11 protein-coding genes and 1 pseudogene are annotated in these 15,047 nt (G+C 45.2%); 7 read left to right on the top strand and 5 right to left on the bottom strand.

The window, feature by feature from the left end; genetic code table 11:
- The 6 genes and pseudogenes from RIG66_RS02235 to RIG66_RS02210 form a co-directional block, all read left to right on the top strand.
- Positions 1 to 125 (top strand): annotated as a pseudogene (locus RIG66_RS02235) (IS630 family transposase); the annotation flags it as partial.
- Between the two features lie 62 nt (positions 126 to 187).
- Positions 188 to 1,732 (top strand): glycosyltransferase, encoded by a 1,545-nt coding sequence (locus RIG66_RS02230; RefSeq protein WP_446374802.1) that lies wholly within the window; start codon positions 188 to 190, stop codon positions 1,730 to 1,732.
- Between the two features lie 22 nt (positions 1,733 to 1,754).
- Positions 1,755 to 3,143, top strand: a complete 1,389-nt coding sequence (locus tag RIG66_RS02225; RefSeq protein WP_446374800.1) for a hypothetical protein — start codon at positions 1,755 to 1,757, stop codon at positions 3,141 to 3,143.
- Positions 3,144 to 3,327: 184 nt separating this feature from the next.
- The gene (locus RIG66_RS02220) at positions 3,328 to 4,869 is read left to right on the top strand and encodes an ArnT family glycosyltransferase (RefSeq protein ID WP_446374798.1); all 1,542 of its coding nucleotides are present in this window, start codon (positions 3,328 to 3,330) and stop codon (positions 4,867 to 4,869) included.
- A 143-nt stretch (positions 4,870 to 5,012) separates the two neighbouring features.
- A complete protein-coding gene (locus tag RIG66_RS02215; protein ID WP_446374796.1) occupies positions 5,013 to 6,578 on the top strand; it encodes a glycosyltransferase family 39 protein in 1,566 nt (521 codons plus the stop codon).
- Positions 6,579 to 6,672: 94 nt separating this feature from the next.
- The gene (locus RIG66_RS02210; RefSeq protein WP_446374794.1) at positions 6,673 to 7,965 is read left to right on the top strand and encodes a glycosyltransferase family 4 protein; all 1,293 of its coding nucleotides are present in this window, start codon (positions 6,673 to 6,675) and stop codon (positions 7,963 to 7,965) included.
- Positions 7,966 to 8,151: 186 nt separating this feature from the next.
- Here the strand turns inward: RIG66_RS02210 and RIG66_RS02205 are convergent, their stop codons facing one another.
- Positions 8,152 to 9,387 (bottom strand): bifunctional sterol desaturase/short chain dehydrogenase, encoded by a 1,236-nt coding sequence (locus RIG66_RS02205; protein WP_446374792.1) that lies wholly within the window; start codon positions 9,385 to 9,387, stop codon positions 8,152 to 8,154.
- A gap of 135 nt (positions 9,388 to 9,522) precedes the next feature.
- On the opposite strand from RIG66_RS02205, the gene RIG66_RS02200 reads away from it, so the two are divergent.
- The gene (locus RIG66_RS02200) at positions 9,523 to 10,941 is read left to right on the top strand and encodes a glycosyltransferase (RefSeq protein WP_446374790.1); all 1,419 of its coding nucleotides are present in this window, start codon (positions 9,523 to 9,525) and stop codon (positions 10,939 to 10,941) included.
- A 226-nt stretch (positions 10,942 to 11,167) separates the two neighbouring features.
- Here RIG66_RS02200 and RIG66_RS02195 read toward each other — a convergent pair whose 3' ends face one another.
- The 4 genes from RIG66_RS02195 to RIG66_RS02180 form a co-directional block, all read right to left on the bottom strand.
- Positions 11,168 to 11,479 (bottom strand): IS4 family transposase, encoded by a 312-nt coding sequence (locus RIG66_RS02195; protein WP_446374788.1) that lies wholly within the window; start codon positions 11,477 to 11,479, stop codon positions 11,168 to 11,170.
- Positions 11,412 to 11,864, bottom strand: coding sequence for a transposase (locus RIG66_RS02190; RefSeq protein WP_446374786.1), 453 nt, complete (start codon positions 11,862 to 11,864; stop codon positions 11,412 to 11,414). The genes RIG66_RS02195 and RIG66_RS02190 overlap by 68 nt, the downstream gene beginning before the upstream one ends.
- Before the next feature lie 44 nt (positions 11,865 to 11,908).
- A complete protein-coding gene (locus RIG66_RS02185) occupies positions 11,909 to 12,124 on the bottom strand; it encodes a hypothetical protein (protein WP_446374784.1) in 216 nt (71 codons plus the stop codon).
- A 123-nt stretch (positions 12,125 to 12,247) separates the two neighbouring features.
- Positions 12,248 to 14,629: a VIT domain-containing protein gene (locus tag RIG66_RS02180; protein WP_446374782.1), complete on the bottom strand. Its 2,382-nt coding sequence runs from the start codon at positions 14,627 to 14,629 to the stop codon at positions 12,248 to 12,250.
- Between the last annotated feature and the right edge of the window lie 418 nt (positions 14,630 to 15,047).

Raw genomic sequence — 15,047 nt, 5'->3', positions numbered from 1 at the left:
ATCGGCTTTTTGAATCCATTGAAGAGTTAGAATCTTTGTTGCATCAACTTTTAAATGAAGACAAGCTAGTTATTAACTGGGGGCGCAAACTGAAAAATAAGGGTAATGCTCTTATCACAGTTTAAATGCATGACAGCTTACTAACAGTGAGCTTTGAATTTATTGAACAATGAGATAGATAATAACTATGACTCAACAAGCTGTGTTTACGGAACAACATACTCAATCTATTAAAATTCTTGGCATCCGCGAACAGTATCGAGATCAATACTGGCTAAAACGAGATCCAATAGCTGAAGATCGCCTCCTGTGGAGGGCGCAGACTTTTCGCCACATTGTTCATCTTCTACCCAACCAGACTATTTTAGAACTCGGTTGCGGCAGAGGACTATTTACGCGCCAACTGCTGCGTGTTTCTCGTGGCGAGAATCCGATTACGGCGGTAACGTTCAATGCAAATAATTCCCGTCCCGATGATTTACCGTCATCAGTAGAGTTTTTTAATGCCTCTTATAGTCCTGGGGTACTAACAGGGAAAAGCTTTGACTTTATTGTCGCTATGGATCTTTTGGACAAAAGCAATTCTCCGTGGTTCCTTAAAACTGTCTATGAATTGCTAAAACCTGGTGGTCAGGTCATTTTTTATGAGAGCAATCCCTGGAATATAGTTCTTAAATTACGTCGTTTAATTTCGCAACTGTTTGGACAAAAAGATCCGAGACAACTGCTTAGTCGTCCCTCTCTTTATGAATTGATCTCCGAAGTTGGCTTTATTCGAGTATTTGCTGTTTACAATGACTTTGTTTATGCTCCATTGACACGATCAATGGTGTGGTTGCTGCGGAACCTTTCAATACTATTAGAAAATGCTCCGGTGATTCAAACTTTAGCAGGCTCAATTCTTCTCCATGCTCAAAAACCTCCCCGCCGAGTGGAACGACCCAAAATTTCATTAGGCGAACATGAGCAGTTGCGGGGTGCTGTTTCCGTTGTTATCCCCTGTCATAACGAGGAGATGAATATTGAGCCGCTAGTTAATAAACTCAGAGACTTTTTTGGGGAATATCTTCATGAAATTATCCCTGTTGATGATAATAGCCGAGACAACACTCGTGAAGTAATTCAAAGACTAGCGAACGAAGATCCCATAATTAAGCCAGTCTTTCGTTCGCCGCCTAACGGTGTAGGTAGAGCGATAGCGGATGGCTATCGAGTAGCCACAGGCAAATACATTTTGTCTATGGATTGTGACTTTCAGCACCTCTTACCGGAAATCCGCGATTTGTTTGACGCCGCAGCAGAGGGCTATGATGTCGTAGTTGGCAGCCGTTTTTCTCGCTACAGCGTCCTGCTCAATTATCCATTCCAAAAAATCTTTGTTAATCGTGGATTCCATCTTTTGGCTCAGATCCTGTTTCTTCGCAATTTTCGTGACCTGACGAATAACCTGAAGCTCATGCGCCGAGAGGTGATCGAGAACCTGCAATTGACACAGCCTGGTTTTGCCGTTAATGCTGAAACCGGACTTCAGCCGTTGTTGATGGGCTATTCAGTTAAGGAAGTGCCAATTTCGTGGATTAATCGTACTCCCGATATGGGGGTATCTTCGTTTCGTTTAGTCAAAGTTGGCGGCGGGTATTGGCAGGTTTTATTTGGACTGTGGCTCAAAACTGTCTTTGGCATCGGCGCTAGCTCTAAAAAAAATATCACTCCACCAACACAACCCAAATAACTTAACCAGGAATAAAACGGATATGGAACATACACAAGTTGATCAAGCCTCAGTCTCTACAGCAGCAACTCACGGCGATCGCCGCGCCAGGATATTTGTCTGGGCTGTCTGGCTGGTGATGATACTCTTTGCTCTCGGTTGTATCGTTAAATACGGTCGAAATATTCCCCTTGCAGAAGACTGGACCCTGGTTGCACCGCTAACCGGTAATGAACCCGATCTGGCGAGTTGGCTTTGGTCTCAGAACAACGAGCATCGCCTCCCCTTACCTCGCCTAATGCTACTGGGTTTGCTCAAGCTCACTGGTGATTTCCGTGCGGGTATGGTCTTTAATGTGATTACACTGGGAGTGGTTGCCGCCTTCACAATTCGAGTGGCTCGACACCTACGCGGAGGGCGCACAGACTATGCCGATGCTTTCTTTCCCATCGCCTTGCTGCACATGGGGAATTGGGAAAATCTGCTTTGGAGCTGGCAACTCTCGTTTGTGGTACCTACTGCCCTGATCTTTGCCCTGCTGCTGGTGATGGTTACTCATCCCACTCTAGCCACATCGGGCGCTGCGGTGTTGAGTGGAGTTTCCCTGGTATTGCTCCCCTTGTGCGGCGCAGTTGGACTGGTATTTGCACTCTTTCTTGCACCGTGGCTTATTTATTGGGGCGTGCGGCATTGGCGGACAAGCAAAACTAACGGGGGACGGCGCTGGAGCAGTGGATTTTTGATGGGTACGGCTGCGATCGCTCTGGCTCTTGTCGGCTTGTACTTCGTCGGTTACCAACGCCCTTACTGGAATCCTCCTAGTCCCGGTTTGGGAGCAACCCTTAAGACGGCGGCTATGTTTGTGGCATTAGGGTTTGGACCGGTGGCATCAAAATTTTGGGCACCATTTGTGATGGCTGCATTCGGTTTACTGGTTCCTAGTGCAGGTGTCGCCGTGCTTGCTGTTTTACGTTATCAGGGTTGGGAGAGATATCGTGCTTTAGGTGTGCTTTTATTTTTTGGTATATTAGCCATTTTTTCCTTGGCGATGGGTTACGGCAGGTCTGGACTAGTGCCAACGGCAGGGATGCCTATGCGATACGTGCTATTTGCCGTTCCCACATTCTGCACCGCCTTCTTCATCTGGGAACTTTATGGGCAACCTCGGTACAAAATACTGGTTCAGAGAGGTCTTTTGATTGTAATGTGCTTGTTAATTCCGTTGAATACAGCAGCAGGGATTATAATATGGGGCAACTGGTATCAGCAAGGAATGAACGCAGTAGAGCGGGATTGGTTAGCAGGGACTCCTGCTTCTATCCTCGCCCAACGGCATCGAGATTTTCTGGTTCACTGGTGGGATGAAAAGCAACTGGCAGAGGCAATACAAATGCTGCACGATGCAGAGATCGGGCTTTTTGCCCAGCGGTAAATAGGGTCTAATAAGTATTGTGGAAGGTAGGAGTACGGAGCTTCACAAGGGTAGGTTTTTTAAGATTGGAGTTCAGGTGAGACAAGGAAGGAAAGTAGACAATTAGACAATTAGACAAGGCAAATTTCCTTGAAGAGAAACTACTTGTCTTACCTAAAAACTCTTAGCTGTATGAGGAGCATTTATGAATAATAGGGCGTTTAATAAAAAATTAAAAAGGTTCATCGAACTATTAACTAATAAACAAACTATATGTTTATTGATTTTTTTTATTGCTTGTTACCCCGTTTTCTTTTTTCGTCTTCATCTACCGTCTATCCGGATGTGGGATGAATCAAGGTTGGCGGTCAATGCATTAGAAATGACTCTAAATGGGAACTGGATTGTCACCTATTTTGATGGTCAGCCTGATCTATGGAATACAAAACCACCTTTATTAATTTGGTTAATAGCACTATGTATGAAGTTATTCGGATACAACGAGTTTTCTCTTCGATTACCATCAGCCTTAGCTGCTATTAGTACAACTCTTATAGTTGTATTTTTTTGCAAAAACTATTTTCATGACTTAAAAATGGGTCTGATTAGTGGATTAGTGTTAATCACGAGTACCGGATTCATCGGAGAACACGTAGCCAGAACAGCAGATTACGATGCCATGCTTGTTCTCTGGATGACTGTCTATTCTCTTTCTTACTTTGCATACTTACATTCTAAGACACCAAGAAAAAACTTTTATCTTGCCATTACAACTGTTGCTTTGGTGCTTGCTGTTATGACCAAAAGTATAGCTGGATTACTGGCATTGCCAGCTTTAATTATTTACACCGCGTATCAAAAGAAGTTAAAAGAAATACTCATATCACCTCAGAGCTACTATTCGGCAATATTTTTTATAGCCTTAATTTTAGGATATTACTTTTTAAGAGAACACTATAGTCCTGGTTATTTAAAATCTGTAATAAACAATGAAATTACAGGAAGATATTCAACTAATTTAGAAGGACATAATGCTCCATTTACCTATTATATGAATGAATTGAAATACAAGTTTGTTCCTTGGATATATTTGTTTCCTATTGGTTGTGTTATTGAATATTTTAACAAAAGTAAAAAAATAAAAAGTTTTAGTATTTTTGGACTCTTATACTTTACCTGCTATTGGCTAATAATTTCATCAGCAAAAACTAAGCTTCCCTGGTACGACGCACCACTCTATCCAATAGCTTCTCTAGTTATTGGTATCGGACTATCTCAAATCTTAAACTCACTCCTAAACTACTACCAAATTAAGGATCTGTTTAAACGGCAGCTAATGGCTGGATTAATAATTGCTAGTATTTTCTTCATACCCTATATAGATACTGTTTATTATAGAATCTATAAAAATAAGGGAATAATTTATGATTGGAGCCACCCCTCAAATCCTCAATTAATGTATGGAGAATACTTTGAAAAAATGTCGATTTTTATTCCAAAAGTAACTAGATTTTCAGTTGTTGACAACACTGAATATAATGCTCATTTAATGTTTTATATAAAAGTTGCCAATCTTGGTGATTATTCAATAAAATCAACCTCCTTTGAGAAAAGTTTAACTAAGAATGAAGTTGTTGTGACGTGCGATTCTGAAGCCAAAGCCGACTTAGAGGAACATTATGAACTCGAAACGTTGCATACTAATCATCCTTGTCACACATTTGCTATTAAAATAGTAAAACCCTAATTGTAATAACAATTTATTGACGTTCTAGTCGTTTAGGTCAAAATGAACATCCAGCCGCAACCAACGATCGCCTTACTCCCTTGGAGTAAAATAATTGAATACTTTATCGATAGGATTTGCACAATTAAACTTAGGGGTGTGTAATGAAAATAGGTGGTTCCCGCGCGACGACGTATATACTTCTAGCAATCCTGATTACGGCAGCAATTCTACGGTTTAATCAAATCAACCAACCGTTCATAGATGTTACGAGCTGGCGACAGTCTGATACGGCAACGATCGCGGACAACTTCTACCAGGGACATTGGAATATTTTCTATCCCAAAATTAGCTGGAATGGACCCGGAGACAATTACGTCGGCTATGAATTCCAAACCATCACTTATATAGCCGCCCTGTTGTACCGAATTATCGGTCACCATGACTGGGTTGCACGTTCTGTCGCCGTCACCTTTGGCGTATGGGGAATCTTTGCGTTCTATCAACTGGTTCGCCGCATTTGGAGTGAGAAACATGCTCTAATCAGCGCCGCCCTCCTGGCAATTTTACCGGGACAAATTTATGTGGATCGGTCTTTTCTTCCCGATCCGGTTATGCTGTCTCTGGTAGTAACCAGTGTCTGGCTAATGGTTGCCTTCTTGCAAACGGAACGCCTGCATTATCTAATTTTATCCAGCCTAACTGGACTGTTGGGATTTTTGACTAAGATTTCCGGTATTTTTGTCGGAATTGCCATGCTCTATGCCATAGTTACAATTCTTAGGCAGAAGCAAAAACTACGCTCCAAACAGCTTGCCGTAATCGGTGCTGCTGCTGTTGCCGTACTATCACTTGTCATTGCATATTACCTATGGGCAATTCATATTTCTAAGACTTACCCACCCTATTACATCGCTGCTGGTGGATACTGGGTTTGGAAATTCGGGTTGCGCCACTTCTTAGAACAGAATTATTTCCTGCCAAAACTGTATTTTCAATTAGACTGGTTCTGGACAAAACCATTAATTCTGTTTGTTGCCATCGGTTTAGTTCTTCGCCCCCCTCAATCTGAACATCAGTCAAGAGATAGTATTAGTAGCGCACCTTGGCTGTTTCATTGGTGGATAATTGCTTTTGCAATTTATTACCTGATTGCGGCTCAAGGACTTGTGAATAACCCGACTAATCTCAACCTGATTAACCCTGCTGCCGCTGCTTTAACCAGTAACGTTTTGATTGTTGGTTTCTCCTTCATCCGACGTATTGCCGGGTTCCCCACCTCATTAGCCCTGATCACAACTCTGTTAATACTTATTATCGGAATTGGGCAGCACAAACTGAAAACGCTTGCCTTCCGACCTTGGGCTGCAAATGATTATCAATTAGGGCTTGCCCTGCGTCAAATCTCTCAACCCGATGACCTGGTTGTTACCGCCACTTCAACGACAGGTGATACAGTGGCTATCTACTATAGCCAACGAGATGGCTGGGTGTTTCCACCTGCCTATACTTGGTCGTCATTGAGTTGGTCTGAACTGGATGACGAGGACGCAATTTTGCTATTAAAAGAGCTTTCAGACAAGGGTGCAACATGGTTGGGGATTGTCAATAAGCAGAAGAATCAGTTATCTAAAGAGAAACCTAAATTGATTGAGTATATGGAGCGAACGTTTGAAGTTTATCAAAAAAGTCCGAGATTTATGATTTATCACATTACTGCTCAAGAATAAATAGAGTAAACCAGCAATAATTACTCTTACCTTCTTGGTGCTGTAACTCTTGAAATGACTAGACTGCTCATGTAGTGTAGAGAGGCTTGACTTGATGAACACCCAGCCCAAACCCGCGATCGCATTGCTGCATTGGGGCGATCTCATTGAAGACTTTCTCGATAGCATCGGCATCTCCTTCGAGGGATTTTGTCAGGAAATGACAGGTGGCTGGATGTTCGGCTACATCGACGCCTTGCAACTGGCTGGCGTGCGGACGGTATTATTTTGTGTTTCCGCCCAGGTGAGTACACCGACACGCTATACTCACTTACCCACAGGTGCGACGATTTGTGTACTGCCTGCCCCTAAACGCTATCGCGCCATTCACCGCCCCATGGTTCGAGGTGTTAGTTACCTGTTATCAGCCGTAAGGCGAGATATCGCCCCTTACCTAGCCACGCCCTTGAGGATACTCGCCCACGAACTACGCCAGGAAGGCTGTCAGGCAATTTTATGCCAAGAATACGAATATGCCCGCTTTGATATGTGTGTCCTGTTAGGGCAGTTAATCGGCTTACCTGTGTTTGCCACGTTTCAAGGAGGAGACTTCCAGATGAGTCGCCTTGAATATCCCCTGCGTCCATTTTCGATGCAAGCTGGCGCGGGTTTAATTATCGCCACCCAGACGGAAGTCCAGCGAGTGCAGTCTCGCTATGGTGTACCATCCAGCAAGATAGCCCAGATTTTCAACCCCTTAGATTTGAGTATATGGGATGAGGGCGATCGCGCGACCACCAGAACCGCCCTAGGCATCCCACCAGAGGCTGAGGTAGTGGTTTGGCATGGGCGAATTGACCTGCGCCGTAAGGGACTTGATATCCTAATCACGGCTTGGGAACAGGTATGTCGCGATCGCCCAGAACGAGACTTGCGACTACTCCTAGTTGGCACCGGTAGCGATGCTGATAAATTACATCAACAGATCTCCCAAATGCAGTTACCCGGTGTAATTTGGATCAACGAATACATCCTGGATCGCACCGCTATCCGCAATTATCTTTCTGCCGCTGACATTTATACCCTTCCGTCTCGCCATGAAGGATTCCCGGTTGCTCCCCTAGAAGCAATGGCTTGTGGTTTGCCCGTTGTGGCGACTGATGCGCCCGGTGTACCCGATATTCTGGAGAATGGTGAGTTATCAGGGGGATTGGTTGTCCCTCGCGAAGACGCAACCGCCCTAGCACTGGCTCTGGGTCGGGTTCTTGATGATCCCGCATGGCGGTGTGAGTTGGGGAAACGTGCCCGACATCGAGTAGAAATGAGCTTCTCTCTAGAGGCAGTAGGTCAGCAATTGCGCGATTTCCTTTTTAGCAATCATGGTGCGTTACGGCGACATTCAGATTAACCCGCTCATGATGATTATCAATTACGCCTAACGCACCCTACGTAAAATCTAAAACAACAAGCGGAAATTGAGTAAAGGGCGACCCGACAAAATTGAGTGGACACAGTTTTTAATTGATGCAAGCGGGTCGCCCCTACCTTTAACTGGTGTTTATTTCACTACAGGAAATAAACACCAGGCTTGTCATCATTTAACTGATGATTCTGACGCCTTGTGACTAAAGACTCGGAAATATAGGCTGACAAAGAACTCCTTAATCGGAAAGGTCAAAAACGTTAGCGGATTAATCGTAACGATAATATTCCGGACATCTCGCACCGCTAAATTAACAATTTGTTTTGCCACCCAATCCGCCGACATAACACCAATGGGATTCAAATTACTCTTAAACGGTCCTAAAATCAGTTTGCGGATTACACAAGGCGCATCGAGACGGCGTAATGTGACTAAATCCCCTAATGCCCGTTTGCTTAATTCATACAGAGGACTGACGGCGGGACTAACTTCGGCTTCGGAGGTATTGATCCAGACTTCCTTGCGGGCAATATCTTGATTGGTGCGAACCGTCTGCAAAAATAATTCTAATAACCGCCAACTGGAGAATGTATTCACATCATAAGATTTGGCGATCGCGTCAGCGGTTCTCTCTCCATGGACGTTAATCCCATGATTGAGGATCAATATATCAATCGATTCTAACTCAGCCGCAATATCAGATTCTTGTCCCACTTGCCAGGTTATCGTTTTCACGGATAACGGTTCATCGGCTGCGGTTAAAATAATTGGGTCTGATTTCGAGGTTAATCCGATAACTTTAGCCCCGCGCTGGTGCAACTGATACAATAGCGATCGCCCTAATGTGCCAGACGCCCCAGTAACGGCTACCGTTTTACCTTTCAGGGATAGCGCAGTACCCATAAGTTTATCGACGAAGGTCAATGTGCCACAATAATACGCCTTTTGGTTATCAAAGTGATGTCGCCAATGATAGGGGCGATTCACCGTCCAGTTGGAGGGGGGACGAAAGAATGGTCCCGGACGATGGGTTAAGTCGGTTAATTCATCCGCACCGGAGAGTCCACTCCCTCGCGCGATCGCACTTCCTAAAAAGCTTAAGGTATAGAGGACACCCGCCAACGCCGCCCAATGGGGTTCACTCCAGATATAGGCGACTCCCCACAACCCCAAGCTAAACAGCAACATGACCAGGGATTCGGGTAAATCATTGTACCAATGGGCTTGGCGATAAATTTGCTCACTAGCTGGGGTTAAATCCGGTTTGAACACCCGATGGTGCCAAACATGCAACCGATATAACGGTGTCCAATGATGGGACAAGACGTGATAGAAGTCGCGGATTAGTTCTACCCACAGGACAGAACCTAGTCCCCATGCTGCTGTACTCAGAAACGATATCACCATACAAACCCTATATCTTCAGCCATGCAGAACGAGCAAACGTTAAAATACTAGAGTATTCTCCTCAAAGTATAAAAAAATTAACGAAATAAGATACAATTAGATACAATTTGCGTGGGTGGAGAAATCAAGGAGCGTATGCCAGAGAACTCCTGGACAGAGAATAACCATAGCAGTGAGCTTGATCCCCTTAGCTCTCTGCTGTCTGAGTGGTCTGAAGATGATTTTGAGAGCGACTTTTTCTTTCAGGGACTCGAAGGGCGACGACGCAAAGCGGCGTTGGCGCTGACCCTGATTTGGGGAGGGACGATCACTCTGCATCTGCTGTCCTGGGGGTATTGGTTAGTCTTTGGTTTAACCGCACTGTTGGGTATTCAGGCGATACGGGTATTAGTGGCGCGACCGATCAGAGTGCCGAAACCGCTACAGGGAGAGAATCCGGCGGATTTTCCGTATGTGTCCTTGTTGGTGGCGGCTAAGAATGAAGAGGCGGTAATTCAGAACTTGGTGAGGATGCTGTGTAACTTAGATTACCCCAAGGAACGCTGCGAACTTTGGGTAATTAATGATCACAGTACGGATAAAACCCCAATCCTTTTAGAGCAACTGGCGGCAGAATACGATCAGTTAAACGTATTTCATCGCGATGCTAACGCCACAGGCGGTAAATCTGGGGCGTTGAATCATGTATTACCCTTGATCAAAGGGGAGGTGATTGGTGTCTTTGATGCCGATGCCCATATCACTCAAGATCTGCTGCGGCGAGTGCTACCCATCTTTAACCAGTCGAGAGTCGGGGCGGTACAAGTGCGAAAAGCGATCGCGAATGCGCCGCTGAATTTCTGGACAAAAGGACAGATGGCAGAAATGGCGCTGGATAGCTATTTCCAAAACCAACGGACTGCCATTGGTGGGATTGGTGAACTCCGGGGAAATGGTCAGTTTGTCCGCCGTTCGGCGTTAGAACGCTGTGGCGGCTGGAATGAACAAACGATTACCGATGATCTGGATTTAACTATACGCCTGCATTTGGATCGATGGGATATTCGTTTCCTAGAATTCCCAGGGGTGGATGAGGAAGGTGTGACAAGCGCCCTCTCCCTCTGGCATCAGCGGAGTCGTTGGGCAGAAGGGGGATATCAGCGTTATTTGGACTACTGGCGTCTGATTGCTAGTAATCGTTTGGGTCTGAGCAAAACTATCGATTTATTCTCATTTTTAATTATTCAGTACCTATTGCCAACGGCGGCTATACCGGATTGTTTAATGGCGCTGCTTCGTAGTCGTTTACCTCTGTATAGTCCGATTACTGGATTAACTCTTGCTTTGTCTTTCATTGCCATGTTTACGGGATTGCGTCGGATTCAACGGGATCAACCCTTGACAATTGGCACTCTATTTCTCAATGTCTTGCAAACAGTGCGCGGTGTTCTTTATATGATGCATTGGATGCTTGTCATGTCAGCTACAACTGCTCGTATGTCCGTGCGTCCCAAGCGATTGAAATGGGTGAAAACTGTGCATCAGGGGACGGGGAAGGAACGTTTTGAGTTTTGATCAACCCTTCGGCTTCGCTCAGGGTCAATTTTATCGATTTTATCGGGAACTATAACAATGTAGGGAATTGGGAACATTGGTGTCAACTTAAGCTTAACCCCTCACCCACGCCAGCCCTCACCCCCAGCCCCTCTCCCCGGCGTGGGCTATGCATTACCCACATCTTTCTTAAACATTGTGCGATCGCGTTTTCTTTTGCGTGAACAGTTAAAATGGAATTGAATAGCTAGGAGTGAAGTAAGTGCCAGGTAGCAGCGATATCTTGTAGTCTCTGCCAACCGCGCCAAATAGTTTTCACTCCAGGTTCACCATCATGTTTACACCCTAAGAAACCGCCAAGTTGAGCAATCCAACCGACAGCCTGCCTTAAAGATGGTGGCTCCTCTGGAGGGACAGGTTGAGAGTGAATAGTACAATACAGAGCCTGCCACTCATGAGTCTGTAAAACCGTATCACAAGGTGTATCAGGACTAGAGCGAGCTTGATAAGTGAGCCACAATAAGCGCCAAGCAACAATGGAATAAGTCGAAGAGAGCACACTCAATACGCTCTCGTGTTTCCAGTTGTAGTTGTTCGAGGTGACAACCACTTTTAAGAACATAGTGATAGCGTTCAATCAGCCAGCGAAAAGAGTACCATCGTATACATTGGACAGCTTCATCGAAACTATTAACGGGTAGGGTGGTTAACAATAACCAGCAAATGGGTGTGGTATCATGGGGAGGATTAGATTCAGTAGCTAATACCACTTGAAGAGTAACTGGAGACAGTTTAGCTCTTTGGAGATGATGGCGAGGTGGTTGCACCTCCAAGGTAGCAAAGCGAACGGTTAGGGTAGCTGGCCTCTGGGGTCGCTGACCGTTACGAGGTACAGTAATGGTCACAGATCCAGCTACTGGCGCTTGCTCAATGCTGGCGTGCAAATATTTGGCTTGATGGTCAACACGGCGATTGTGAGTCCCTCGGATCAGATCAATAGATGCGATCGCTCACGGCGAGTCATGGCAAATAAATCGTAAATATCCGCTTCGCGATCGGCAATCGTCACCACCTCTATGTCTTCAGGTAAAGCTAACTCGGTCGCAACGGAAGCACTTAACCAACATTGACTTTCTTTGTCGGCAGTCTGGCGTTGACGACGAGTATGTCGCTTGTCTATCTCTTGTGGATTACGTGCCCACACTTGTTGGTGTAGTACAATGCATAGCCGGCGTGGGAGAGGGGCTGGGGGTGAGGGGTTGAGCTTAAGTTGACACGGATGCACGTCTGTGCGCCCCTACAGTTGGCTGTTTGATTCAGCTAAATCCTACGATTGAATTCGCAATTTTAACACCACGGTGCTATTAATCAATTGATAAGGACGCCACTTGATCAAATTTCGCTTGATTAACTCAATCACGTTTGCCGTTTTCAAGGTTGAAGCCTCTTCATCTAACATAATCCGCCCGACGCGCCCTTTACTTAGCGTAAACTCGAAGACGATTTCACCCCTCAAATTAGAGGGTAAATTTATTTGTTGCAAATATTGGGTCAATGAAAGGGCTTCACTTTGCTCCAATCCAGTGACGCTAACTACTTCTAACTGGGTATTCTTGGCGGCTGGAGACGAGGGCTTTTGACCTAACTTTTTCTGAACTGCATCGATACCTTTACTGACCATTCCTTTTGGTGAAGAGGTCGATAGAGGTGGGTTTTTGTCCTCATCTGCTTTCATCGAATACATAGCATCAAATTCCGTGGATGCTGCATCGGCAAGAGAGAGATTTTCAAGGGACATACTTGGCGCATTAGCTGAATAGGTTCGTCGTTGTGATTGAAGTGACATTGAACGAGGTGCTGCTGCACCAAAAACGCCTCGATAACTAACATCTTCTGCCATTTCCACGGGAACATTCATCGAAACCGATTGACTTCCGGGTTCGACTCGCACATCATCACTAACGGCAACAAATGCGGTATATTGGCACAATAACTGATAGGTTAACGCTGTATCGGTTACCGCCTCAACTCCCGATTTAGTTTCATAAGTCACCATTTGATTCATTAAGTCTTTAATCCGCGCTCGTCCCCATAATTGAGCAATGGCTGGATTTCCAGTTTCACTAAAATTGAGGTGAAATGTCTTTTGATAGTGTTCACCCCCGGCGGTAGTCCCATTAATCTGTAAATCACCCGCCATGCGATCGCGCTTTCGTCCAAATACCACTAAAGGCTGTTGGGCAAATAAATCGGGGGCGATTGCGGGATAAATTTCCGGGGTTTCTCCGCTTCCATTCCAGTTGAGTTCAATTGTGGTTAAGACGGGATTATTAATTGAGCGGAAAAACTTTTCAACGACTTTTTCCGTCGGTTCATCGTGACGAATAATCCGACAAATTCCGCGTCCAATTTCAGCAATACGATTAAGTAAAAAGCGGTTTACGGAACTACCCGCCCCAAAACTATATAACCGATTTCCGGGTTTAAGTTCCTGCTGAACTTCGCCTAAAATGCGATTCTCATTACCAATATAACCATCACTGAGTAACACCACACTCCGCAACCGCCCTTCTGGTGCTGGAACCTTAATTGCCGCCCGAATTCCACTGAGCATTTCAGTTGCACCACTGGCGTGTAATTGATTGATATAATTGATCGCTAATTCCCGATTTTCCGGTGTATTAGCCAGGGGAGTTTGGGAGAGATGGCGGACGGTATTAGAAAAGTCAAGAATCGTGAAGGTATCGTCAGGATTTAACCCATTAATAAAGCGTCGCATCAGTGCTTGACATTTGTGCAAGGGTGCGCCTTGTTGAGAACCGGAGGTGTCCATGAGAAACACCACATCTTTTTGGAAAATTTCATCGGGATGATAGTCTAAGGCGGGGATAAAATAAAGGGCAAAATGTCCGCCCCGGTGATCAGATTGGGTTAAGACAGTGGCTTGGGTATTGTCTCCGGCGACTTGATATCTCAGGATTAAGTCTTTATTGGGAATCGTATCATCACCGCCCAGTTGCACCCGGACAATTTCTCCCTCGGATTCTATCTGCAACTGATGAGAAGGGGAATGGACATTTTGAATCGGTACACCTGCATTAATTTCTACGGTAACGCCGATATCGTGTGCCGATCGCGTTCCTTCGGGTACAATAGGCGGTGTAATTCGGGAAGCATCGGGAACTTCATCGGTATCGCCACTCTCATCAATGGTTGCACCTGGGATATATCGAGGTCCCACCACCATGGGAAAGACGAATTCATAGTCCCCTTGTTCAAAGTTTAAGCTATCGGTGTAGCGAATCGTGACATCAATTTGTTCACCAGGTTTGATATTGGCGAGGGATTGGGTAAAGATATTAGCGCGTTCTTGTTCCAGTAATCCGGCGGTACGCCCTTCTTGTTTGGCTTGTTCGTAAATCTGTTGGGCTTCTTCGCGTTTTTTAATGATTCCTTTAATTATGCGATCGCCGATTTTAATTTCCATGTCATCCACGGCGGCTTCATCGGGTAAGGGGAAGACATAGATAGCTTCTAGCGGTTGGGTGAAGGGGTTCTCAAATCGCTGAGTCACCTCAACTCGTGACAGGTTCCCGGCAATTTTCGCCTCAACCTCGGTATGCTTGAGGGGGAAAACCAGGGAGTTTCCCTCTGGAGATTGACAGTATAAGCCGTTGTATTTGGGGGGGATAGATTGAACGGGTGCCATGGTTATCTGTCCTTTTTTATCGGAGTTTTTTGATTGAAAGGAATGTAGTTAAACTTAGCTGGGTTGTAATAGAGTTATAGTAACCTGATTTTACCTGAATGGCATATTAGGGAGAATGGCACTGGCGCGTCTGTGTGTAGGAGCGGGTTTGACTACTATCTTTTTGGTTGCACCCAGATATAACTAAACCCGCCCCGATACAGGTTTCTAGACTTCCGGTGAAACGTTAGGTTTCTTGACTGATGCAGCATCTATAGGGTGAGTAAGGGTACGGCAATGCCCATGGGTGTCAACTTAAGCCACATTACCCACGATAGGATACTGGGTGTGGGGTATGGGGTGTGGGGTGTGGGGGAAAGCGAGCAATTTTGGGGAGCTATGTATTAAACGGAACCTGTTTGAAAAAAACATTGTGGAT

This window comes from Coleofasciculus sp. E2-BRE-01, assembly GCF_040221695.1.
Lineage (GTDB): Bacteria > Cyanobacteriota > Cyanobacteriia > Cyanobacteriales > Coleofasciculaceae > Coleofasciculus.
This window is presented reverse-complemented; position numbering and strand designations above follow the sequence as displayed.

Coding starts and splice junctions, on each gene's coding strand:
- RIG66_RS02230 (WP_446374802.1), top strand. CDS start 188: ATGACTCAACAAGCTGTGTTTACGGAACAACATACTCAATCTATTAAA.
- RIG66_RS02225 (WP_446374800.1), top strand. CDS start 1,755: ATGGAACATACACAAGTTGATCAAGCCTCAGTCTCTACAGCAGCAACT.
- RIG66_RS02220 (WP_446374798.1), top strand. CDS start 3,328: ATGAATAATAGGGCGTTTAATAAAAAATTAAAAAGGTTCATCGAACTA.
- RIG66_RS02215 (WP_446374796.1), top strand. CDS start 5,013: ATGAAAATAGGTGGTTCCCGCGCGACGACGTATATACTTCTAGCAATC.
- RIG66_RS02210 (WP_446374794.1), top strand. CDS start 6,673: ATGAACACCCAGCCCAAACCCGCGATCGCATTGCTGCATTGGGGCGAT.
- RIG66_RS02205 (WP_446374792.1), bottom strand. CDS start 9,387: ATGGTGATATCGTTTCTGAGTACAGCAGCATGGGGACTAGGTTCTGTC.
- RIG66_RS02200 (WP_446374790.1), top strand. CDS start 9,523: ATGCCAGAGAACTCCTGGACAGAGAATAACCATAGCAGTGAGCTTGAT.
- RIG66_RS02180 (WP_446374782.1), bottom strand. CDS start 14,629: ATGGCACCCGTTCAATCTATCCCCCCCAAATACAACGGCTTATACTGT.